Below are 22,441 nucleotides of genomic sequence, written 5' to 3' on the forward strand. Positions count from 1 at the left end.
TTTTGGGTTTCTTCAATTTACGTAAATAAACTTGGCCTACCAAGGAGACTGCTCTTTGGGAGCCAATAGAGATTTTAAAGCCTTGCTCACCCGACCATATTCTTACCTATTCTCGATCAGTTATTTCGGCGCCAGATTTAAAGGCTGGGCAAAGCAACAAGGCCAGCCAACCATCGAAGGGAAACTGGAACGTGTATTTCGTTTTGTTTTGGGGCATGAGGATTTTCGACTTTTGGGTTCTAGTCGGACAGACTCCGGGGTGAGTTGTCGGGCTGGTTTTCTTCAGGTTTTTCTAAAGGAAAAGGTGGATTTCGAAGCTCTTTTGTCTGCTTTGAACTTGAATTTGGGAGGAGAAATCAGGCTAAATTGCGTCCAAGAGATTTCCAGAGAGTTTAATTTGATTCAATCAGTAAGACAGAAGACTTATCGCTATTTTTTCTCCGATTCTGAGGTGTTCCACCCCTTTGCCTCGTCTTATTTCACTTCGGTCCATCAGATTAATTCCCTTGAAAAAATGAATGAGAATGCCTCTCTTTTTGAAGGGAAGCATGATTTCAAGGCCTTTTGCAAGGTTTCAGGAAACAAGACAGATTTTGAAAGAGAGGTTCTTTCCGCAAAAGTTTATGAATCGGAATTGTTCCCTTCTGAATTTTCTCCAGAAAAGAGATATTGTTTTGAGGTAACCGGAACAGGTTTTTTGTACCATCAGGTGAGAAAGATGGTTCATGCTGTTTGGTATTTTTCTCCTAATCAGATTGAAGAAAGGCTCGAAAATCCCTATGCTTCTTGGGATCCTATTCCCACAGCTTCAGCAAATGGACTGGTTCTTTGGGAGACCGTTTTGGAGGAAATATAGTTTGGGAAAGTGGATTCAAAGGGTAAGTTCCATAACCACATCATCCATCACGTACCCATTGCCAATGTCAATGACCTCCTTGTAGATTTCTTTGAATCCTAATCTTTGGTAAAATTCAATGGCTTTCTGGTTGTATTTGTTGACGTTTAGCAAGAGACTTTTTTGTCCGGAATTTCTGCTCCGTTCAGCAAGTTCTAAGATCAGGGCTTTTCCTACGCCTTTACCCTGAGCTTCCGGCAATAGATAAATTTTATGCAGTTTGGCCTTAGGTCTCTCAGCATAATTCAATTCAAATCCTGCGAAACCCAGTTCATTTCCGTCTTCCTCAGCCAGTAAAAATATATGTCCTTTTTCAAACTGAGATTCCAGCATTTTCAAATTATACATCCAATCGAGCATGTATTTAATCTGTTCTGGACTTAGAATATTTGCAAAGGTAGAAGGCCAAGTTCGGTGGGCGATGGACTGGACCTTGACTAGATCTTCAAGAACGGCGGTTTTGAGTTGTATCATTGCGAGGAATCTACTCGGTTTCTTTTAACTCCTTTGTGGTAAATAGGAATCTGAATTCCAAAATAAGCGTCAGCACTTCTAGAATTTTTGGATAAGAGACTGGAAAGGATGGACGCCGATCCTATCGTAGCAGGTCCAATCCTTAAACCAACACCCCAAGAAATTGACTTCTCATATTGGCGGTAGCTTATGGGGCTATAAACGCTTAGCCATCCAGTTTCAATTCTTGGAGTAATTACGATACTGTTTATTACTTGACTCGCAGGGATTTTTCCCATTTCTCGCAAAGAAAATGACCCTAAAGCAGAAAGATAGAATCGATTGCTTATTGAATAATCAGCAAAGATTTGAAGAGAGGTAGGCATGGCTAGGGTGGTGTTGGGATCCAGTTTTTCTCCTGAATAATTCTCTTCTAAAAAATCGCCTATATTATTTGGGTCCACCGAGTCTAAATCGACACTGTTGTCCATGTCATAGTTCCAATTTTCGAAATCAGTGTACTTTATACTGCCGATATCAAGTACTGAAATTCCCGCTTTAAATTTATATCCATCGGTATATTCATTTTTGGACTGATTTTGCAATTCAAAAATTAACCCCAAATCCATTCCAAACCCCGGTCTTATTTTTTCAAAAGCAGAACCGCCTGACCGAAATTCACTTGAATAGCCAAAGTTAAGATCTCCTCTTGTGGTTAGGGTATTTGGGGTTTCCAGATAGACACCTCCCAATAAATCACTTGAACCTACCATGCCCCCTGCACCGGCAAGATATTTTAAAGTAACTCCGCTACGGAGGGATAAATTGTTCTTTTCCATTAGAACCCTTCCATAAGTGAGTCCAAGTTCTCCCCATACCTGAGCAACCCCAGAAACATCCTCCATAACTAAGGTATAGCTTTCTGTATCTTCTTCTCCGATTATGGTTTGGAAGAATTCCCCACCTATGTTATTCAAATTGAAAAAAGTTCTAACACGGGTTGTAACAGCTAAACTGTTTCTGGAGTCAAGATTGATTTGAAATCCTGGGCCAAGGATATCCAGGTTTCCGACAAAGTTGTTGTCCGGTTTTGGGTTGATTCCTACATTTTTTTGAAGACTGGAAAAGTCAACTATTTTGTCCAGATCTTTCAAGCTAAGGGCGATGTAATCATTACCGATATAAGCACTTGTGGTAATTAGGTTGAATTCTGCCTTCAGCCTAGGATTGATGACGTTGGCAGGGTTTAGTGTAAGTCCTTTTATTCCGGCACGATTATCAATTTGCCCGCCTATAATAGTTTGTGAATATGCATTTCGTAGTGGATTCAAACACATTAGAAATGCACAGAAAAGAATGAGATGTTTTGACAAGTTCATAAAAACGCCTTTCCATCAATTTCCAACTTGTCTCCCATTTTTCATAGAGATATTTGTATTTCTTTCCTCAGAAATCTATCAGTTCTTTCAATTTCGACTTAAATCTCACCTCCGGCAAAAACTGCTTTTCCAAATTAGGTGCAAATGGAACTGGGGTATCCAAACTTCCTTCTCGCATCACCGGGGCATCTAGCCATCTGAAGCAATGCTCTGAAATCCAGGCGCAGATTTCAGCGCCAATTCCACCGGTAAGCGTATCCTCATGCAGGAAAATTACTTTTCCTGTCTTTTTCACGGACGCAGCAACTGCTTCCTGATCCCAAGGCAAAAGAGTTCTTAAGTCCAAAATATCAGCAGAAATCCCTAATTCTTCCACAGCCTTAATAGCCCAATGAACGCCCACCCCATAGGTGATGATCGAGACTTGGGTTCCTTCTTTAGCTAAAGCAGCTTTCCCAATTTCCACGGTATAGTAGCTGTCTGGAACTGGCCCCGAAATGGATCGATAGAGCAGTTTGTGCTCGAAATAGAGGTATGGGTTAGGGTCTTCCAAGGCGGCATTTAGTAAGCCTTTCGCATCGTGGGGATTGGAGGGATAAACAATCTTTAGTCCAGGTGTATGGAAAAACCAAGCCTCATTGGACTGGGAATGGAACGGGCCGGCAGCAGTACCTGCGCCGGTTGGCATGCGAACTACCACGTCGGCATTTTGTCCCCAGCGGTAATGGATTTTAGCCAGATTGTTTACAATTTGGTTGAATCCAACACTGACAAAGTCTGCGAATTGCATTTCCACCATGGCTTTGTAACCCTTGATAGAGAGCCCGAGTCCAGCCCCGATGATGGCACTTTCGCAGAGAGGAGTATTTCTCACTCGATCGCCTCCAAATTTTGCTTTGAATCCATCCGTGATTTTAAATACCCCACCATATTCCCCGATATCCTGGCCCATCAGAATAAGATTCGGATATTTTTCCATGGACTCCCGGAGTCCGTCACTGATGGCGTCTATAAAACGTTTTTCGGTGGAAGGACCTTTGGGCTCGATGACTTCCTGAGAAAAAGGAGCATATACGTCAGCGAGCTCTTTCTCTAGATTAGCTTGGATAGGCTCTTCAGCAAAGGCAATCTCCAAAGCGTCATTGATGGCCTTTTTAACTTCTTTGTTGAGCGATTCTTTTGTCTTTTCATTCAACACGTCGATAGACTCCAAATAGGATTCGTAGGTCTCCACAGGATCAAGTTTGCTCCATTCTTCCATAAGTTCTTTTGGAACATACTTGGTACCGGAGGCTTCCTCGTGTCCCCTCATTCTGAAAGTGATTGCCTCGACTAAAACAGGCCTTGGGTTTTTCCGAATATCCTCGGCTAATTTTAGGATAGTGTCATACACATCCAAGACATTATTTCCCTGAACCCGAAAAGCCTCCATGCCGTAGCCTGGCCCTTTTTCTGTGAAATATTTGAATGCAAACTGTTCTTCGCTTGGGGTCGAAAGCCCATATCCATTATGCTCCACCACGAAAATTACCGGTAGCTTCCAAACTGCCGCTACATTTAGACCCTCGTGAAAATCTCCTTCGGAGCTGGCTCCATCGCCTGAGAAAACCAAGGTTACTTTTTCTTCCTTCGAAAGTTTATGTGCCAGAGCGATCCCATCAGCTATAGCTAATTGAGGGCCGAGGTGGGAAATCATTCCAACGATGTGATGCTCTATGGAGCCAAAATGAAAAGATCGATCTCTTCCTTTAGTGAAGCCAGAGGCTTTTCCCTGGAACTGGGCAAATAGTCGTTCCAAAGGCATATTTCTACCCGTAAAGATTCCCAAATTCCGGTGCATGGGAAGGATAAACTCATCCTTAGCCAAGGCATTTACCGCTCCAATCGAAATTGCCTCTTGTCCCCATCCACTAAACCATTTGCTGATTCTTCCTTGCCGCAATAAGATCAGCATTTTCTCCTCTATCCTTCGCGGTGTAATCAGGGATTTGTAAAGTGCTAAAAGTGTCTTGTCCGAGTAATTTTTTCTATCAAAAGTTAATTTTTGGGCGTTTTGGGATGTGATTTCCATGTAGGTCGAATTTCGAAACTAAGGTAAGTTAAGGAATGAAATCGACCAAGAATATTTCAAAAGGCCTCCCTTGCATAGCGCCCCGATTCACATCGGGGCAAAAAGTAAATGCAAGGAGTTAAAAAGTATTTGCTGTACGGCACGAAATTAGGTAAAGGATTTTCCCCAATACGAAGCACAGCGTTAAGGTTGTTTTACCAATGTGTTAAGTGGGAGAAATTGAAAAATTTGAAAATTGGAATATTTGAAAATTAGGCGAAGTCAATTGTTCAATTTTAAAAGAAAGGGTTGGGGAACAAGCAATTTTTCAATCTTCTAATCTTCCAATTTTTCAATAAAAAAACCGTGAAGCGGTTTTTTACCTACCTTTGCCCTCCCAAATTGAAGCGAATTCTGTGAAAGCGAGAACATTAAAGAAAGACAAAGTCAATATCATCACCATGGGTTGCTCTAAAAACCTGGTGGATTCGGAAGTCCTTTTGACCCAATTGAAAGGAAATGGAATCAACGCCAGCCACGAGTCCAACTCAGATGACAACAATATTATCATCATCAATACCTGCGGATTCATCGACAATGCTAAGCAGGAGTCGATTGATACTATTCTCCAATATGTGGATGCCAAAGAGCAAGGCTTGGTGGATAAAGTATATGTGACTGGTTGTCTTTCTCAGCGTTACAAGGACGATTTGGAAAAGGAAATTCCCCAAGTTGATGCATTTTTTGGAACTAGGGATTTGCCTGCGATATTGAAAAAATTCAAGGCAGACTACAAGCATGAGCTGGTGGGAGAGCGACTGCTAACGCACTCGGCGCACTATGCCTACATGAAGATTTCCGAGGGTTGCGACCGACCTTGTTCTTTTTGTGCCATTCCTTTGATGCGTGGAGGGCATATTTCAAGACCGATTGAAGAATTGGTCAAAGAAGCTCAGCATAAGGCTGCAAATGGCACCAAGGAACTGTTGTTGATTGCTCAGGATTCGACTTATTATGGGTTGGATTTATACAAAAAGAGAAATCTGGCAGAATTGATGGATCGATTGGCGGATGTGGAAGGGATCGATTGGATTCGCTTACATTATGCCTATCCGACTGGCTTTCCGATGGACGTGATCCAAGTGATGAAAGATCGTCCGAATATTTGTAAATACTTGGATATTCCTTTGCAGCATGGTTCCACGGATGTGCTGAAGGCCATGCGAAGAGGAACTACCCGGGAGAAGCAAGAGGAGCTAATCCATAGCATTCGGGATATGATTCCAGAGATTGCGATTCGTACCACGCTGATCGCGGGACATCCAGGTGAGGGAGAAAAAGAATTTCAGGAGATGGTGGATTTTGTGGAGCGAATGAAATTTGAGCGATTGGGCGTGTTTACCTATTCCCATGAGGAAAACACCCATGCATTCTCCATGGAAGACAAACTTTCTCAGGAAGAAAAGCAGGATCGAGCCAATCACCTGATGGAAGTGCAGGAGCAAATCAGCTACGACCTCAATCAGGAGAAAATTGGCAAGACTTATAAAGTGCTGATTGATAAAAAAGAAGGAGGGCATTTTGTGGGCCGAACCGAATTCGACTCAGTAGAAGTAGACAATGAAGTGCTTATTGATGCATCCAAGTATTATTGCCGAGTAGGGGATTTCGTCCAGGCAAAAATCACCGATGCAACGGAGTTTGATTTGTATGGAGATGTAGCCGGGTAAGAATAATGGTCCAGATTATGGTTGTGGTAGAGAGCGAAACTCAAAGTTGGGAGAATCGTTTTTAAATTTGTCTGACAATATCACTATCTTTCATCATGCTGACAATCAATCCAAAATACATCACAGACCAAGCAGGGAATAAGATATCCGTGGTGATTTCTGTCAAAGAGTTTGAAGATTTGGTTGGAAAGATCGAAGAATTGGAGGATGTAAAGCTTTATGATCAGGTAAAGAAATCTGACGAAACATCTTTACCAATTGATGAGGCTTTTGACTTGATTGAAACTCTCCGAAAAGAAAAATAATGGCTTATCAAATTGCCATTAAAAAATCTGCAATTAAATCTCTAGCTAAGATTCCTGAACCCTATTTTTCAAGCTTGAAAGAGGCTATTTATAATTTGGTAGAAAATCCCAGACCCATAGGATATAAAAAGTTGAAAGGCAGAGACGCCTATCGAATTCGAGTATCGGATTACCGAATTATTTATGAAATAGAGGATAGCATTTTATCCATTGAGGTTATTGCAATTGGGCATAGAAGAGAAATATATGAATGATCTTTCTGTATTTTTTAAAATCCTAATAGGATTGACTCTTTTTGGATGGGGATATTATGATTATCGACGCGTCATAATACCTGATAAGGTGGGATTTCACAAGTTTAATTTTAAATGGAAATTTAAAAGAAATGCATTTATCTATGCATTGATGGTTTGGGGAGTGATTATGGTGGGAAGGGAATTAATCATTTGGATTTGGTTTTAGATTTTCTGCTGTTCCGAAAAGAGTATTAATATTAGAATATGATCCTGCTTCTGGAGAACCAGGACAGTTATAGAATCACCGGTGCGGCGGAGTTTGATTTGTATGCGACTGTCGAAGACTGATGAAAAAACGATAAACTGATGAAAGCCTGGGTTTTAATTCTACCCAGGCTTTTGTATTTTGTGGCCAACCAAACAATTTTTCTGATGTTTACCCTTGTTTTCATACTGCTTTCAGTGTTTTCTCCTACTCAAGCTTTGGATTCCGCTTACTTCTATTTTGGCAACACCAATGTCATTGGATTAGGATTAATTTCGGATGGTACGAAAACTGGGGAGTGGAAAGTTTACTCCAAAACTAACCCTGATCCATATCCCAAAAACAGTTTGGAGCAGGCCGATCCTGAAGAATTTTACAAAAAATTTAACCAGGAATTCCCCTCGTTTATCCTTCACTTCGAAAAGGGGATCCCTAATGGCCCTTTTTTGGAAAACTACCCAAATGGTAAGCCAAAAGTCATTGCCAATCTAAAGGATGGAGTATTTGAGGGAGAATTTGGGGAATTTTATGAGGGAGGAGAATTGCGCCTAAGAGGGAAAGTCTTGGATGGAAAAAAAGAAGGGGAGTGGCAAGAGTTTACGGAGTCCGGGAAAATAATTTCCTCCATGACCTATAGAAAAGGATCAGCAGAAGGAAAAGGAATTGGCTACTATGATGATGGAAATTTGGAATGGGAGGGAAATTTCAAAAATGGCGAATTAGACGGAACCTATATCTATTTGTTACCTGATTCTACCTTAAAAACAAAAGGGCAATATGCCAATGGAATTCCTGTGGGTGAATGGATAGAAAAACTGGAAATATTACCTGGGTTTTATAGAAAAGGAACCTATAAGAATGGTTTTAAAGAGGGAGAATGGCAATTGACCAATTCAGAGGGGGAATATTTACAAACTGAATATTATCAAGAAGGAAAGTTGCTTTCGGTTGGGGAGTTTCAAACTCCAAATCCAATTGAAGATAAAAGTAAAGTCAAAAACGGGAAAGGACAACGGTATTTCTATGATGAAAAAGGAAATATACTAGCCAGGGGAAAGATCGTAAAAGGAAAGAAAAATGGGCTTTGGTATTTCTATTTCCCTGAATCAGATCGGGTCTCTGCAGCCGGAAGATTGCAAGGCTCAGATCGTATTGGAAACTGGAATTTTTACACCTACAATGGGGATGTGAAAGAGCAAATCCAATATTTCCCCAAACAAGATACTTATATGACCAAAGGAAATAATACATCCAATAACTATCGGACTACCCATCTGAATTCCTCCCAAATGTTTAATAGGTTTGAATCCATGCAGGGGAATATTAGTAGTATGGGGCAGTTCTTACGTTAAGTTGTAAATCGGATAGGAGTGCTTAAGAGTCTGGTTAGTTCATTTTCAGGTTATTTTTTAATTTATAGTCTAATTGGGAAATGTAAGTTTTTAAAAATGAGGCCATGGTAAATATTATTTTGGGAGTATTACTTTTCTTTCAGTCTCCGGGTGCAGAACAGCTTTCCTACTTTTATTTTGGAAATACGAATGTTGTTGGAGTTGGAATACTTTCAGAAGGAGAGAAAACTGGGGAGTGGAAAGTTTATTCCAAATCCACAGCCGACCCTAATCCAATCGCTAGTTTAGAGCCAGCCGACCCACTGGATTTTAAAAAGAACTTTAATCAGGAATTTCCTCTGTTTATTATACAATTTGAAAAAGGTATCCCCAATGGCCCATTTCTTGAAAATTATCCAAATGGGAAACCAAAAGTAGTTGCCAGCCTTAAAGAGGGAGTTCTGGATGGGGATTTTGGAGAGTTTTATCCGGGAGGGGAATTGCATTTGAAGGGGAAGGTTTTGGAAGGAAAAAAAGAAGGAGAATGGCTGGAGTACTCTGAGTCAGGGCAAATTATTTCCACGCTGACCTACAGTGATGGATTAATTGAAGGGAAAGGGTTTGGTTTTTATTCTGACGGAGATTTGCAATGGGAAGGGAACTTCAAAAAAGGAGAATTAGATGGGCCTTTTGCCTTTTATTTGCCTGACTCAATTTTAAAAACACAGGGGCAATATGTAGATGGAATTCCAGTTGGGGAATGGGTGGAGAAATTGGAAATTTTACCCGGCTTTTATCACAAGGGTACCTATCAAAACGGTTTAAGAGAAGGCGAGTGGCAATTGACCGACTTAGAGGGAGAATTTTTGCAAGGTGAATTTTATGAAGAAGGAAGGTTGGTTTCGGTTGGGAAGTTTCAAATTCCTGATTCAATTGAAGATAAAAGCAAAGTCAAAAATGGAAATGGGCAACGCTATTTTTATGATAAACAAGGAAATATTCTAGCAAGAGGAAAGATCTCCAAGGGAATAGCCGATGGGCTTTGGTATTTCTATTTTCCTGAATCAGATCGAGTTTCTGCCTCTGGGAATTTAGAAGGAACAGACCGAGTGGGTAGTTGGAGTTTTTATAGCTACGAGGGTGACCTGCTTGATCAACAAGTATATTACAAGGAATCCTCTCCCATAGCTATTTCTTCCGGACCAGCTAGACCAAAAAGAAAAAGAAATAGTAATGAAATTTTTGGAACAATTTCAAATGGTGAGCAAGGAACAGGAATCTTCGGTCAAGGTTGGAATATATACACCTTTCAAAATAGGGGATATTGACAATCCTAATCAAATGAACCCCAGAGATTGATTCCTGCCTTAAAGGAATTGAGGAAGGTAGATTGCATTTTTTGCGCTTTAAGCGACTTGGACTAATTTAGCCGATCTAAATCCCGCCGAATGAAGCTAATCGAAGTCACCACGCCTGCCCATCAAAAAGAATTTATCGAGATGGCAGTTCGTCTGTATAAAAACGAAAAGAACTGGATTCGTCCGCTGGATGCGGATATTGAAGGGCTTTTTCACCCTGAAACGAATAAACTTTTTCGAAATGGAGCGAAAGCCAAGCGATGGTTACTTCAGGATGAAAAGGGGCAAACTATTGGAAGGATTGCTGCCTTTATCAACCCCAAGATGAAGGAAAAGCAACCCACAGGAGGAGTGGGATTTTTTGAATGTATCAATAACCAAGAGGCGGCTTTCAAATTATTTGATGTGGCAAAGGAATGGCTTCAAAGTGAAGGCATGGAAGCCATGGATGGTCCGATCAATTTTGGGGAGCGAGACAAGTGGTGGGGGCTTTTGGTGGATGGATTTTCTGAGCCTAACTACAACATGCCCTGGAATTTTGGGTATTACCAGAAATTCTTTGAGGAATATGGCTTCCAACTGTATTTCAAGCAATACACGTATATGCGCCCGGTGCAGGAGTTGGGTTTCGATGAAAAAATGATCCAGCGAGCTAATGTCATCATGGCCAATCCTGATTATTCCTTCCGATACATCAAGGGAAAAGAGCTTCAGGAAAAAGCTCCCGAGTACTTTATGACAGTTTACAATAAGGCTTGGGCTCGCCACATGGGGAAATCAATTGCCTTAAAAGAAGCTCAGCTTATGTTTGGGAAAATGAAACCTATCATCGATCCTAGGCTGATTTACTTTGCCTTTTATAAAGGAGAGCCCGTGGGATTTTTCATACAGATTCCTGAGATCAATCAAATTTTCAAGCATGTCAATGGGAAAATGGATTTGATCGGAAAACTGAAATTCCTTTGGTATAAGACCTTTTTTCCACCAAATAAAATGCTTGGGCTAGTCTTTGGAGTAGTTCCTGAGCATCAAGGAAAAGGAGTGGAAAGCGCAATGATTATCAGTTATGACAAGATGAGCGGTAAGCCAGATTTTCCTTACAAAACCATCGAAATGAACTGGATTGGAGATTTTAATCCAAAGATGATGCGGGTTTGTGAACAGCTTCTGGCCACTATTTATAAAACACATCATACTTATCGGTACTTATTCGATAGAGAAAAGCCTTTCCAGAGACATCCGATTTTCGATTGACGAATTTAGATTTACGATTTACGAGGCCTTTTTGAACTTCGAACATTGAATTAAATAATTGATTTATAGAGGTTTAAAATCGAATATCCAACGCCGAATATGGAATGATGAAGTAAAAAGTTTTCTCCAACCCAATCTTCTAATTTTCCAATATTTCAATTTTAAAATTTTCCAATACAAAATAAAAAATGAAAAAATACGACGTGACTGGCATTGGTAATGCCTTGGTAGATATTGAGTTTAAGGTAACGGATCAGTTTTTTACTGATAATGGAGTGGAAAAGGGATTGATGACCCTAGTAGATGAAGATCGTCAAAACCACTTGATGGGTGCGATCAATCACAAAGAAGCTAAAAAGCAAGCTGGGGGATCTGCAGCGAATTCAGTCGTGGCAGTAAGTCAGTTCGGCGGAAAGTCTTTCTATTGTTTTCGAGTTGCCAATGACGAACTAGGTCAGTTTTATATGAAGGATTTAAATGATTCCGGGGTGGATATTGCCCTGACTGCCGACAGTTTGGAAAATGGAGTGACAGGAAAGTGCCTGGTGATGGTGACTGAAGATTCTGAGCGAACCATGAACACCTATCTAGGCATCACCCAAAATTTCTCTATCAAAGACATCCACGATTCTGCTATCAAAGATTCTAAATACTTGTTTATTGAGGGCTATTTGATTACTTCCGAAAATGGAAAAGCTGCCATGAAGCATGCGAAGAAGTTGGCTGAGGAAAATGATGTAAAAGTAGCTTTGACCTTTTCTGATCCGGCAATGGTAAAATATTTCCGGGAACCATTTGATGAAGTGATAGGTGCTAGCGTGGATTTATTATTCGCGAATGAAGAAGAGGCCATGCTATTTACCGGGAAAAGTACACTAGCTGAGGCCCGTGAAGAGATGAAAAAAGTGGCGAAGCACTTCGTGATTACTATGGGTAAAAACGGAGCAATGATTTTTGATGGTGATACCTTTATTGATATCGAACCCTACAAAACCACAGCAATTGATAGCAATGGAGCTGGGGATATGTTCGCAGGTGCATTTTTATATGGAATCACCAATGGGCATTCTTATGCATCAAGTGGGAAGCTTGCCTCCATGGCGAGTTCAAAAATTGTAAGTCAGTTTGGACCTAGATTAAAATGGCATGAAGCCAAAGAAATTTTGGCTAGATTAAATCCCTAAAGAATTTTGAGGCTGTCCTTTTGGGGCAGCCTCTTCGTTTGTCCTGATTTTTCTGCAATGGTGGATTTTCAAGTGAAAATTCCCTAAAAACTTAGATTTTTGTCTTCCTTTTCCGGTGATAATGTTTATTTCGCAAAACAAAAAATTAATTAAATCAGTAATATTCCAACGAGAAGTTATATCCAATCTTTTTATTATGAAAAAAACTACCCTGATGGGCCTGGCGCTAGGGATGCTCACCTTGACCGCCTCAGCTCAAAACAAAATTGAATTCAAGGAATTCACCTTGGATAATGGATTGCATGTGATCTTGCACCAGGATAATACCACCCCAATCGTGGTAACCTCGGTATTGTACCATGTAGGTTCAAAAAATGAAAACCCGGAGCGTACGGGCTTTGCCCATTTTTTTGAACACTTGATGTTTGAAGGCTCGGAAAATATTGACCGTGGCCAATACATGAATATCATCCAAAGTCGTGGAGGAACACTAAATGCTTACACCTCTAACGATATCACTTATTACTACGAACTGCTTCCTTCTAACGAATTGGAGTTGGCGCTTTACATGGAAAGTGAGCGAATGCTTCATTCCAAAGTGGATCTAACTGGGGTAGAAACTCAGCGGGAAGTGGTAAAAGAAGAAAGAAGACAGCGCTACGAAAACCAACCATATGGAACAATTCTTCCAGAGACTTTGGTAAGGGCGTACTCTGAGCATCCATACAGATGGGCACCAATCGGCTCAATGGATCACCTAAATGCTGCGACAATTGATGAATTCGCTCAATTTTACAAGGATTTCTATGTTCCTAACAATGCCACTTTGACCATTGCTGGGGATATTGACTATGCGGGAACTGAGGCGATGGTTCGAAAGTATTTCTCTGAAATCCCGATGGGAAAGAAGGAAATCTATCGTCCCAATATCACCGAACCTAAGAAAACTGCTGAGGTTCGTGATGTGATTTATGACAATATCCAAATCCCTGCAGTGATCCAAGCTTATAACTTGCCTCCAAGAAATCATCCGGATAGCTACGCATTATCTATGCTTTCTACCTATTTGACAGGTGGTAATTCTTCTCTGATGACTAAGGAATTGGTAGACAAGCAGCAGAAGGCATTGGTGATTGCGGCTATTCCTTTGGAGCTTGAGGATGGTGGGATTTTCATCATGTATGGAATCACCAATATGGGTGTGGAGCCAAAAGATTTGGAATCCGAGGTGGACAAATTGATTAAGCAAGTTCAGGATCAGGGCATCACTGATGAGGAATTTACCAAGCTGAAAAACCAAATGGAAAATGCTATTGTGAGCGGAAACTCAACCGTGGCAGGAATCGCAGAAAATTTGGCGGAAGCTCACGTGATTTTTGGAGATACCAATTACATCAATCAGGTAATGGATAATTATTCCAAGGTAACCAAAGCAGATTTGCAGCGAGTAGCAAAAGAATATCTCAACCTTAATGGAAGAGTGGTTCTTTATTACCTTCCTAAATCCGCTCAACCAGCTACTGAATAATTGTTTCACCTTATCAATTGAATTGAAATGAAAAAATTAGCAATATCTTTTGTATTGACGCTTTTCGTCGCTTTGGACTTGATGGCTCAGGTAGATCGAAGCAAATTGCCAGCATCTGGTCCAGCTCCTGAAATCAAAATCAAGGAAGCGGAGACCTTCACACTTCCCAATGGGTTGAAAGTGTTTGTGGTAAACAACACCAAACTTCCCAGAGTCTCTTTTACTCTTGTTTTGGAAAGAGATCCAATTCTCGAAGGGGATAAAGCAGGGATGACAAATTTCGTGGGAGAAATGATGATGGGGGGAACTGCCAACCGTAGCAAAGATCAATTGGATCAAGAAATTGACTTCATCGGTGGTAGCTTGAGTGCTTCCTCAACTTCAATGTTTGCTTCTTCTCTGAAAAAGCACCAGGACAAAATCCTGGAACTAATGGCGGATGTGCTGTATAATCCTGTTTTCCCACAGGAGGAATTGGATAAACTCAAGAAGCAGTCCTTGACTGGACTTGCTCAAAGCAAGGACAATCCAAATGCGATTTCCAGTAGACTTTCTGCCTCTGTAGTTTTCGGAAAAAATCATCCTTACGGTGAGATTGAAAGCGAAAAGACTATCAATAATATCACCGTCGATGACGTAAAGAAATACTACCAAACCTACTTCAAACCAAATATTGCTTATTTGGCAATCGTCGGTGACATGACTAAGGCAGAAGCTGAGAAGGTGGTCAACCAATATTTTGGCAACTGGAAAACTGGTGAAGTTCCAAAGTTTACCTATCCAGTTCCTCAGCGTGCTTCCAAGAGAGCAATTGCCTTGGTGGATAGAAGTTCTTCTGTTCAGTCTGTAATCAACGTAACTCAACCGGTTCAAATGAAAATCGGTGATCAGGATTATATCTCCAGCCGTGTATTGAACCAGATTTTGGGTGGAGGATCAGCTTCCAGACTATTTATGAATCTTCGTGAGGATAAAGGATACACTTATGGTGCCTATTCTTCTATTGGATCAGATAAGTTGGTAGCTACTATTTCTGCCAATGCTTCTGTACGTACCGAGGTGACTGATTCAGCTGTTTATGAATTCATCTACGAGATCCAAAATTTGGTAGAAAATGGAGTGACTGAGGAGGAATTGGCGAAGGCAAAAGCCGAATTGTCAGGAAGCTTTGGTAGATCTCTGGAGCAGCCTTCAACAGTTGCCAACTTCGCTTTGAATACTGAGCGATATAAACTGCCTAAAGATTACTACGCTAGTTATCTTCAAAAGCTAAATGCACTTACTGTTGCAGACATCAATGCCACAGCCAAGAGATTGATCGAACCTGACAAATTCGTGATTACCACTGTTGGTAACGGCGCCGAAATCAAGGAGAAATTAGCCCAGTTTGGAGAGGTGATCGAATACGATAACATGGGTTCTCCAGCAAAGCAGTTGGAAGCCGATGCAGATATGACTGCTGAAATGGTAATCGAAAATTACCTAAAGGCATTGGGAGGAAAAGAAAAAGTTGCAGCTATCAAAACTGCCAAGATTTCCATGGATGCCAATGTAATGGGGACAGCTCTGAATATCGCTTTCGTCTATGATGCTGAGAATGGTCGCTATGGTCAGAAAACTTCTGTAGCTGGAAATGTGATGCAGAAAACAACCTTGGCTGATGGAAAGGGATCTGTAAGCGCTCAAGGTCAAACTATCGAAATGAACGAGGCACAACTTGCTGAAGCTAAATTGAACTCTCATTTGTTCCCTGAAGCTGTATATGAGGCAAATGGGTATACCCTGACTTTGGATGGATTGAAAGATGTGGACGGAACTCCGGCATACAAGGTGATCATTGCTGCACCTAGCGGAGCAAAATTGACCAACTATTATGCTCAGGAATCTGGTTTGAAAATCAAGTATGAGAATCCAGCTTCCGGCGATACTTTCTATTCGGATTATCAGGAAAAAAATGGAGTTCTTTTACCAATGACTTGGACCATCAAATCTCCCATGATTCCGGTTCCTTTGGAAGCTAAAGTGACTTCAATGGAGCTTAATGTTCCGGTTGCAGATGCAGATGTGAAATAATTTATAAACCTAATCCCACAAGCTTGCTTGTGGGATTTTTCTTTTTTTAAAAAACAATCCTATGAAAATCACAACATTAATTCTAGCCTCTTCTTTGGCAGTCGGTTCTTTACCAGAGACTGCTTTCTTGCCAAATTCTAAGCCTACTTATGAGCAAGTAGTAGATGAAAATGACCCCGAAGAGATCTTGGCAAAATACCTTCAAGCAATTGGAGGAGAGGAAAAACTAGCTAAAATCAAAAATGTATCCATGACGGCTTTGGCTAATTTCCAAGGTCAATCCATTGAGATCAAGTCAATTTCTGATGCAGAAAATCAGCGAATGATGCAGTCTACTGCGGTTTCTGGAAATGTCATGCAGAAGACTTTACTGGTCAATGGAAAAGCGCAGGTAGTGGCTATGGGTCAAGTTCAGGAGCTTCCGGAGGAAATGGTGGCTATGCTCAAAGCACAAACTTATGTTTTCCCAGAAGCGCATTATTCTGAATTAGGGTATCAATTGAGCTCATTGGGAGAATCTGTCATGGACGGCCAGGAAGTAGTTGGGCTACAAATCACCCTGCCAAATGGAATGATCACCAAGGAATATTACTCCAAATCGACAGGTCTCAAACACAAGACGAGTAGCGATGCCACGGGTGAGATTACCTATTCTGACTATCAAGAGCAGGACGGGATTTTATTTCCAATGATGCTTAGTATTAAAAACCCTATGCTGCCAGTGGCTTTGGAAGCTAAGATCACTTCCTTAAAATTCAATCAATCCTTGACTGACTCGGATTTTCAATAAAAAAGAGTCCGGCCTCCAAGATTTCTTGGAGGTTTTTTTAGCTCATCCAGTTTTTTGTGGATTCCAAAATTTGTGGACAAGAAAGGGAGATCTTCGGAAAGAAAAGTCCTTTTGAAGAATCAAGGTTTACTGAAATGACTCGTCCCATTCGGTTGATTTTTAGTGCTGCCTTTTTTTCTTCTTCAATATTTTCTTCCAAAATCACATCCCCTTTCATCAGCTTTTTATAGGCGTCAGATTCAGGATGGATTTGGGTAATTTGTTTTAGCTCATTAATCCTTACTCCAAATTCATGAAGAAGAGGGTTTTGATCAAAATCTTCATTCCATTGAATTCCCAATGAATTAAGGAGCCTTTTGAATTCACCAAAATAATCCTTATGCCCTGACACGAACCTTTCGAAAAAGTCTTCAATCAATTTCCGACTTCCTGCCTCTTCAGCAATGATTTCTTGAAAATCCGAAAAGGTATATCCCAAATTGGGCTTTCCAAATCGTTCCCACATTCTTCTCATAACTACACGAAGAGAACTCCTTGAATTGATGAGGATTGCATCTAACCCCATGGCAAGAATGGCTCCCCTAGTGTAGATATTCACTTTTCTATCCGGTATGCCAGGTACATATCCATCCAGCCAAAGGTCAAAAGAGGATTCAAGGATAGAATAATTTTTCCATCCGAAATTATCTGCTTCTCGCTGGATGACTTTCGCCAGGTGCTTGAGGTAGGTTTCTAACTTATAAACCCCAGACTTCAAGAGATACATATCACCCAAATATGTCGTTACTCCCTCGAGAATTAGGCCAGCTTCAGTATAGGTTTCTTTGGAAAAATCATAGGGCAAAAGTTCTTTGGGACGGATTCTACAGACATTCCAAGCATGGTATAGCTCGTGGCAGCTCACTCCCAAAAGCTCCTCCATTTCCTCTGGTTCAGCTAGTTTTTCAGCCGGGCCAAAAGTGATCACTGTCCCTCTTCTATGCTCAACTCCATGATAATGTGGGTAAGGGAGGAGTTGGAAAATAAAATGATATTCAGGTTCTGGGAATTCTCCGAAGTCTTGGATTAATTTTTTCGAGAAAGCTTCGAAAGCGCTAATAAATTTCCCTTTTTCAAAATGAACTTCTCCTTGGATCCAAATGTGAAAATCAGAATCACCAGCCCTGTAATTCCAATGGATAAGTTTTTTTGAAGCCAAAATGGTGGAATCAGCAAGCATTTGGAAATCGGCAGCTTTCCAGGAACTTTTGGAAACAGGAATTAATGTGCTTATCTGATCTGGAAATTCCGGGAGCTCCAGAGTCACCAAGATTTCCTCGGAGCTTTGGCCTAAAACTTCGAAACAGCAGTTGACTAAATTAAAGTACACTTGCTCATCATCAACCCAAGCGCTACCTGCATCCATTTTTCCTGCCCAATACTCATAATTCACGAGAAGTTTTCCAGAACCAATAATCTGCCAGAGGTCTTTACTTTTTTTCTGAAAGGGAATAAGGTTTCCAGCTGTGTCAAAAACCTTGAATCCTCTGATATTTTGGGCATAATTTGCCAATTGATACCTGCCGGCTCTCCATGAGGGAAGTTGGAGCTTTAAAGGATCTAGCTCCTGGTTTTCCAATTCCAATTGAATATGAATGAATTGAGATTCAGGGTTTGGGCAGGTAATGTGGTAATGAATCATGATTTTAAGCCTAGATTGCTAAACAAATGTAGAAGTCAGATTTGTATTTAAGAAAATGGTCCATATCTTTGCAGTCCTTTTTGGGGTGAAACTCAATCTGGACAGTCAAGGGAGCAAATAGATAAAGATATTCGATCATGAAAAGAACATTCCAGCCTTCTCGCAGAAAAAGAAAAAATAAGCATGGCTTCAGAGAAAGAATGGCTACTGCAAATGGTAGAAGAGTATTGAGAGCCAGAAGAGCAAAAGGCAGACATAAGCTAACTGTGTCTGACGAAAAGACATTGAAGAAGTAATTCTTTTGCACTGATTTTCGTATGTTCACATACGAGTACAGTCCTTGCGATGAATTATCGGCTTACAAAATCTGAACGGCTTCACGCCGACAAACTAATCAAGGAACTTTTTAACGAAGGTTCCTCTTTTTTTTTGTACCCATTCAAAGTTCTTCTATTAAGAAAAATTGAGCTTGCGGGACAAACCAATCAGGTATTGATTTCCGTTTCCAAAAAGAAAATAAAAAAAGCGGCTGGGAGAAATTACATCAAAAGAAGGGTGAGAGAAGCTTACAGAATTCACAAGCAAATACTGGATTCAGATGGGATGTTGATCGGCTTTATATTTGTTGGTAAACCAGAAATGTCATTTGGAGATATCGAGCCTAAAATGATTCAGATTCTCTCAAAAATCGCTCAGGATCATCCTGAAAAAATCACTAAACCATGATTCAAAAAATCAAAAAACCTATTGTTTTTATTCCTTTGGCACTTTTGCTGATGCTTGGGGGGCTGGCATTTCAAGTTAAAAACGACAAGCTTTTCGCTCTCGCAAAGAATATTGACATATTCGCCACCCTCATTCGGGAATTGGATTCCTATTATGTGGACGAGATTGATCCAGACCAGTTGGTTACCATCGGGATCAATGCGATGCTGGAGGAATTGGATCCTTACACTGAATACATCCCTGAGGAGGAATCGGATGATTTTAGGGTTTTGACTACAGGAGAATACGCCGGTATTGGGGCACTTATCGGAAACCGAGGTGAAGGGAATATGATTTTGATGCCTTACACTGGTTTCCCTGCTCAATCTTCAGGGCTAAAGATTGCAGACTATATTTTAAAAATTGATTCAGTGGATGTGGTAGGTAAGCCCACCTCTGAAGTTTCAGAATTACTCAAAGGTCCCGCTAATACTCCTTTGAAAGTTGTCGTGAAGAGAGATCAGGACACCTTATCTTTTTCCTTGATCCGGAAGAAAATCACTTTGAAGAATGTTCCTTTTTATGGAAAAATCGACGAGAAAACGGGATACATTAAATTAAGTGATTTCACGACCAATGCTTCTGTGGAGGTAAGAAATGCTTTGCTTGCCTTGAAATCCCAAGGAGCGGAAAGTTTGATTTTGGACCTGAGAGACAATCCAGGAGGATTGCTTAATGAGGCGGTGGAAATTGTCAACCTTTTTATCCCTAAAGGGAAAGAAGTAGTAAAGACTATAGGTAAGCTTCAAAATGTCAATTATACTTATAAGACTACCAAAACTCCTGTGGATAAGGAAATTCCTTTGGTTGTTTTGATTAACGAAAGAAGTGCTTCAGCAGCTGAAATTGTTGCTGGTGCTTTGCAGGATTATGATCGAGCTGTTTTGGTGGGAAGAAAGTCATTTGGAAAAGGTTTGGTTCAAACAACCATTCCTTTGACCTATAATGCACAGGCGAAAATAACTACAGCTAAATATTACATCCCAAGCGGAAGATGTATTCAGGCTATTGATTATGCGCAAACCCGAGAGAATGGAGCTGTGACCACAGTTCCGGATTCATTGAGAAAGGCATTTAAGACTGCCAATGGAAGGACTGTTTTAGATGGCGCTGGAATCGAGCCTGATGAAAAAGTGGAAGAGGTTACCTATGCTCCTATTTCCTATACTTTAGTGGCAGGCAATCATGTTTTTGATTTTGCTACTCAATATTTCTATAAGCATCCCGCAATTTCCAATCCTATGACTTTTGCGATATCGGATCAGGATTATGAGGATTTTAAAAAGTTTCTGGTTGGAAAAGACTATGACTATACTACCTACACTGAAAAATCTGTGAAGGATTTGGAAAAGTATGTAGAAAAGGAGCCGTATTTCGAAGAGATCAAATCCCAGTTGGAAGCAATAAAAACCAAGGTTAATCATAGCAAGGAATCGGATTTGGAAACCTACAAACCTGAGATCAAAAAAATCCTAAGCGAGGAAATTGTTTCTCGGTATTATTTTCAAGAGGGAATGATTGAAGCTGGATTAGATGAAGATCCTGCTGTTGAGTTGGCCAAAAGTTATCTAAATAATCCATCCAAAATCACACAGACTTTGACAGCCTCTGTGAAATAATATGGCCATAATTCTTTCCATAGAGACCTCTACTTCTGTTTGTTCGGTAGCAATCCATAATTCAGGGGAGTTAATTGCGCTTGCTGAAATCAATGAAGTTGGAGCCCATGCAGAAAAATTGATGGGGCTGATTTCTGAGGTTCTAAAAAATGCCAATCTCGATTATAAAAGCATGGATGCAATTGCCGTATCGGAAGGACCTGGTTCTTATACTGGGTTGAGAATTGGTGTCTCTACGGCAAAAGGTTTGGCTTATGGATTGGACAAGCCGTTGATCGGAATTAATACGCTTCAGGCTCTGGCAACTTCGGTTCAGGCAAAAGAAGGAGAGTGGATTGTTGCCGTTTTAGATGCCAGAAGAATGGAAGTTTTTTCTCAAACCTTCGATTTCAAATTTGAGCCTGCCTCGCAAATTGAATCCATCATTTTAGAGGAAACAGCATTTCAGAACTTATTGGAGTCAAGCAGGGTTTATTTTGTCGGCGATGCCTTGGAAAAAATGAAGGATGTGGTAAAGAGTCCGAATGCGGTTTTTCTTAATCAAACTTCTTTTTCTGCATCGAATATGGGCAAGTTGGCTTTTGAGAAATTTTCCCAGAAAAGATTTGAGGACATCGCCTATTTCGTGCCCAATTACCTGAAAGAGTTTAAAGCACTACAATCCAAGAAGAATCCCTTATTGAGTTTATGACTGAAATTGTAAATCGTGTAGCCTCTAGCTCAATCATTTCTTTGAATTTGGAAGATTTCTATCCTCAGGAAGAACGTGTGGTATTTGACTTGAAAGATTTTCTTTTTCAGGAGTTGATATTGAAGGAAAAGGATTTTCGCCAAGCATTAAAAAACTTGGATTGGTCGGTCTATAAGGAAAAGTGGGTGGCGATTTCTTGTTCTGCAGATGCTATTATCCCTACCTGGGCATACATGTTGGTATGTACTTATCTAGAAGGTGTTTCAAAGGGTTATGTGATTGGCTCTTTGGAAAATTTGGAGCAACATATTGCTGAATTATCAATCTCAGGATTGGAAATGGATTCATTCCAAGATCGTCCAGTTGTAATCAAAGGATGTTCGAAATTCCCAATTCCCCTTTTTGCTTACGGCAGGCTTGTTTCACTTCTTCAAAAGGCCAGTAAGAGTTTAATGTTTGGTGAACCCTGCAGTACAGTCCCTTTATATAAAAAAGCAAAGTCCTGATTATTAAAGGAAATTGGAGCTGTCCCAAATTCTTTTAAATTTTTGTTTGGTAAAGTCTTGCGTATTCCGTCTTCTACTTCTATGTTTGCACTCCCATTCGAGAAAACGTCTCCGGGAAAGTTGAAAAACTGAGCAGCAAAGAGAAAAAAATACAAGAAAATTTTTCTTTTGGTTTTTGTAAAAAAGAAACAAAATCCGATCTTTGCACTCGCATTTTGAGACAAGGGTCTCAGCTAGCCTCAAAAATGTTTGAGGACAAGTTCTTTGAAGTGATGTAAGGCGAAAAAAACCTGAAGAAAGACAGGGCAGCTGTGATGAAATTTAGTAGTCATAGCGTGTACAAATGAT

General features: G+C 40.5%; 21 protein-coding genes. 17 read left to right on the forward strand and 4 right to left on the reverse strand.

All coding sequences use genetic code 11. The features are described 5' to 3' along the window. Positions 1-31 precede the first annotated feature (31 nt). Positions 32-856, forward strand: a complete 825-nt coding sequence (locus DFQ04_RS11335; RefSeq protein ID WP_133555867.1) for a tRNA pseudouridine synthase A — start codon at positions 32-34, stop codon at positions 854-856. 15 nt (positions 857-871) lie between these two features. Here DFQ04_RS11335 and DFQ04_RS11340 read toward each other — a convergent pair whose 3' ends face one another. The 3 genes from DFQ04_RS11340 to DFQ04_RS11350 all read right to left on the reverse strand — a co-directional run bounded on the left by DFQ04_RS11340 (position 872) and on the right by DFQ04_RS11350 (position 4,798). Further along, positions 872-1,369 (reverse strand): GNAT family N-acetyltransferase, encoded by a 498-nt coding sequence (locus DFQ04_RS11340; RefSeq protein WP_133555869.1) that lies wholly within the window; start codon positions 1,367-1,369, stop codon positions 872-874. Continuing rightward, on the reverse strand, positions 1,366-2,727 hold the full coding sequence (locus tag DFQ04_RS11345; RefSeq protein WP_133555871.1) for a DUF5723 family protein: 1,362 nt from the start codon (positions 2,725-2,727) through the stop codon (positions 1,366-1,368). The genes DFQ04_RS11340 and DFQ04_RS11345 overlap by 4 nt, the downstream gene beginning before the upstream one ends. A gap of 67 nt (positions 2,728-2,794) precedes the next feature. Then, on the reverse strand, positions 2,795-4,798 hold the full coding sequence (locus tag DFQ04_RS11350) for an alpha-ketoacid dehydrogenase subunit alpha/beta (protein WP_133555873.1): 2,004 nt from the start codon (positions 4,796-4,798) through the stop codon (positions 2,795-2,797). Between the two features lie 395 nt (positions 4,799-5,193). Between DFQ04_RS11350 and rimO the strand changes: the two genes are divergently transcribed. The 11 genes from rimO to DFQ04_RS11405 all read left to right on the forward strand — a co-directional run bounded on the left by rimO (position 5,194) and on the right by DFQ04_RS11405 (position 16,831). Further along, positions 5,194-6,507 (forward strand): 30S ribosomal protein S12 methylthiotransferase RimO, encoded by a 1,314-nt coding sequence (gene rimO / locus DFQ04_RS11355; RefSeq protein ID WP_133555876.1) that lies wholly within the window; start codon positions 5,194-5,196, stop codon positions 6,505-6,507. A gap of 95 nt (positions 6,508-6,602) precedes the next feature. Beyond that, positions 6,603-6,812, forward strand: a complete 210-nt coding sequence (locus tag DFQ04_RS11360; RefSeq protein WP_133555878.1) for a hypothetical protein — start codon at positions 6,603-6,605, stop codon at positions 6,810-6,812. Beyond that, positions 6,812-7,066 carry a type II toxin-antitoxin system RelE family toxin gene (locus DFQ04_RS11365; RefSeq protein WP_208110525.1) on the forward strand — a complete coding sequence of 85 codons (255 nt, stop codon included), beginning with the start codon at positions 6,812-6,814 and terminating at the stop codon, positions 7,064-7,066. The genes DFQ04_RS11360 and DFQ04_RS11365 overlap by 1 nt, the downstream gene beginning before the upstream one ends. Then, the gene (locus DFQ04_RS11370; protein WP_133555882.1) at positions 7,059-7,274 is read left to right on the forward strand and encodes a hypothetical protein; all 216 of its coding nucleotides are present in this window, start codon (positions 7,059-7,061) and stop codon (positions 7,272-7,274) included. The genes DFQ04_RS11365 and DFQ04_RS11370 overlap by 8 nt, the downstream gene beginning before the upstream one ends. Positions 7,275-7,414: 140 nt before the next feature. Continuing rightward, the gene (locus DFQ04_RS11375) at positions 7,415-8,665 is read left to right on the forward strand and encodes a toxin-antitoxin system YwqK family antitoxin (protein ID WP_133555884.1); all 1,251 of its coding nucleotides are present in this window, start codon (positions 7,415-7,417) and stop codon (positions 8,663-8,665) included. Between the two features lie 104 nt (positions 8,666-8,769). After that, positions 8,770-9,972 carry a toxin-antitoxin system YwqK family antitoxin gene (locus DFQ04_RS11380; protein ID WP_133555886.1) on the forward strand — a complete coding sequence of 401 codons (1,203 nt, stop codon included), beginning with the start codon at positions 8,770-8,772 and terminating at the stop codon, positions 9,970-9,972. Between the two features lie 120 nt (positions 9,973-10,092). Beyond that, the gene (locus tag DFQ04_RS11385; protein WP_133555888.1) at positions 10,093-11,256 is read left to right on the forward strand and encodes a hypothetical protein; all 1,164 of its coding nucleotides are present in this window, start codon (positions 10,093-10,095) and stop codon (positions 11,254-11,256) included. Between the two features lie 188 nt (positions 11,257-11,444). Next, positions 11,445-12,440: an adenosine kinase gene (locus tag DFQ04_RS11390; RefSeq protein ID WP_133555890.1), complete on the forward strand. Its 996-nt coding sequence runs from the start codon at positions 11,445-11,447 to the stop codon at positions 12,438-12,440. A 196-nt stretch (positions 12,441-12,636) separates the two neighbouring features. Beyond that, positions 12,637-13,968: a M16 family metallopeptidase gene (locus DFQ04_RS11395; protein WP_133555891.1), complete on the forward strand. Its 1,332-nt coding sequence runs from the start codon at positions 12,637-12,639 to the stop codon at positions 13,966-13,968. A gap of 27 nt (positions 13,969-13,995) precedes the next feature. After that, positions 13,996-16,041, forward strand: coding sequence for a M16 family metallopeptidase (locus tag DFQ04_RS11400; RefSeq protein ID WP_133555893.1), 2,046 nt, complete (start codon positions 13,996-13,998; stop codon positions 16,039-16,041). A 61-nt stretch (positions 16,042-16,102) separates the two neighbouring features. Then, on the forward strand, positions 16,103-16,831 hold the full coding sequence (locus DFQ04_RS11405) for a peptidase, M16 family protein (protein WP_243739669.1): 729 nt from the start codon (positions 16,103-16,105) through the stop codon (positions 16,829-16,831). 37 nt (positions 16,832-16,868) lie between these two features. On the opposite strand, the gene DFQ04_RS11410 is transcribed toward DFQ04_RS11405, so the two are convergent. After that, entirely contained in the window at positions 16,869-18,512 is a 1,644-nt protein-coding gene (locus tag DFQ04_RS11410; protein WP_133555895.1) for a M61 family metallopeptidase, read from the reverse strand. A gap of 137 nt (positions 18,513-18,649) precedes the next feature. On the opposite strand from DFQ04_RS11410, the gene rpmH reads away from it, so the two are divergent. The 5 genes from rpmH to DFQ04_RS11435 are packed head-to-tail and all read left to right on the forward strand — an operon-like array spanning position 18,650 to position 22,093. Continuing rightward, the gene (gene rpmH / locus DFQ04_RS11415) at positions 18,650-18,808 is read left to right on the forward strand and encodes a 50S ribosomal protein L34 (RefSeq protein WP_082792274.1); all 159 of its coding nucleotides are present in this window, start codon (positions 18,650-18,652) and stop codon (positions 18,806-18,808) included. Positions 18,809-18,857: 49 nt separating this feature from the next. Beyond that, the gene (gene rnpA / locus DFQ04_RS11420) at positions 18,858-19,238 is read left to right on the forward strand and encodes a ribonuclease P protein component (protein WP_133555897.1); all 381 of its coding nucleotides are present in this window, start codon (positions 18,858-18,860) and stop codon (positions 19,236-19,238) included. Continuing rightward, positions 19,235-20,896 (forward strand): S41 family peptidase, encoded by a 1,662-nt coding sequence (locus DFQ04_RS11425; RefSeq protein ID WP_133555899.1) that lies wholly within the window; start codon positions 19,235-19,237, stop codon positions 20,894-20,896. Before rnpA ends, DFQ04_RS11425 begins: the two co-directional genes overlap by 4 nt. A 1-nt stretch (position 20,897) precedes the next feature. Beyond that, positions 20,898-21,587 carry a tRNA (adenosine(37)-N6)-threonylcarbamoyltransferase complex dimerization subunit type 1 TsaB gene (gene tsaB, locus DFQ04_RS11430; protein ID WP_133555901.1) on the forward strand — a complete coding sequence of 230 codons (690 nt, stop codon included), beginning with the start codon at positions 20,898-20,900 and terminating at the stop codon, positions 21,585-21,587. Next, positions 21,584-22,093 carry a DUF2480 family protein gene (locus tag DFQ04_RS11435; RefSeq protein ID WP_133555903.1) on the forward strand — a complete coding sequence of 170 codons (510 nt, stop codon included), beginning with the start codon at positions 21,584-21,586 and terminating at the stop codon, positions 22,091-22,093. Before tsaB ends, DFQ04_RS11435 begins: the two co-directional genes overlap by 4 nt. The last annotated feature ends 348 nt before the right edge of the window (positions 22,094-22,441 follow it).

It is taken from the genome of Algoriphagus boseongensis (assembly GCF_004362805.1).
GTDB lineage: Bacteria > Bacteroidota > Bacteroidia > Cytophagales > Cyclobacteriaceae > Algoriphagus > Algoriphagus boseongensis.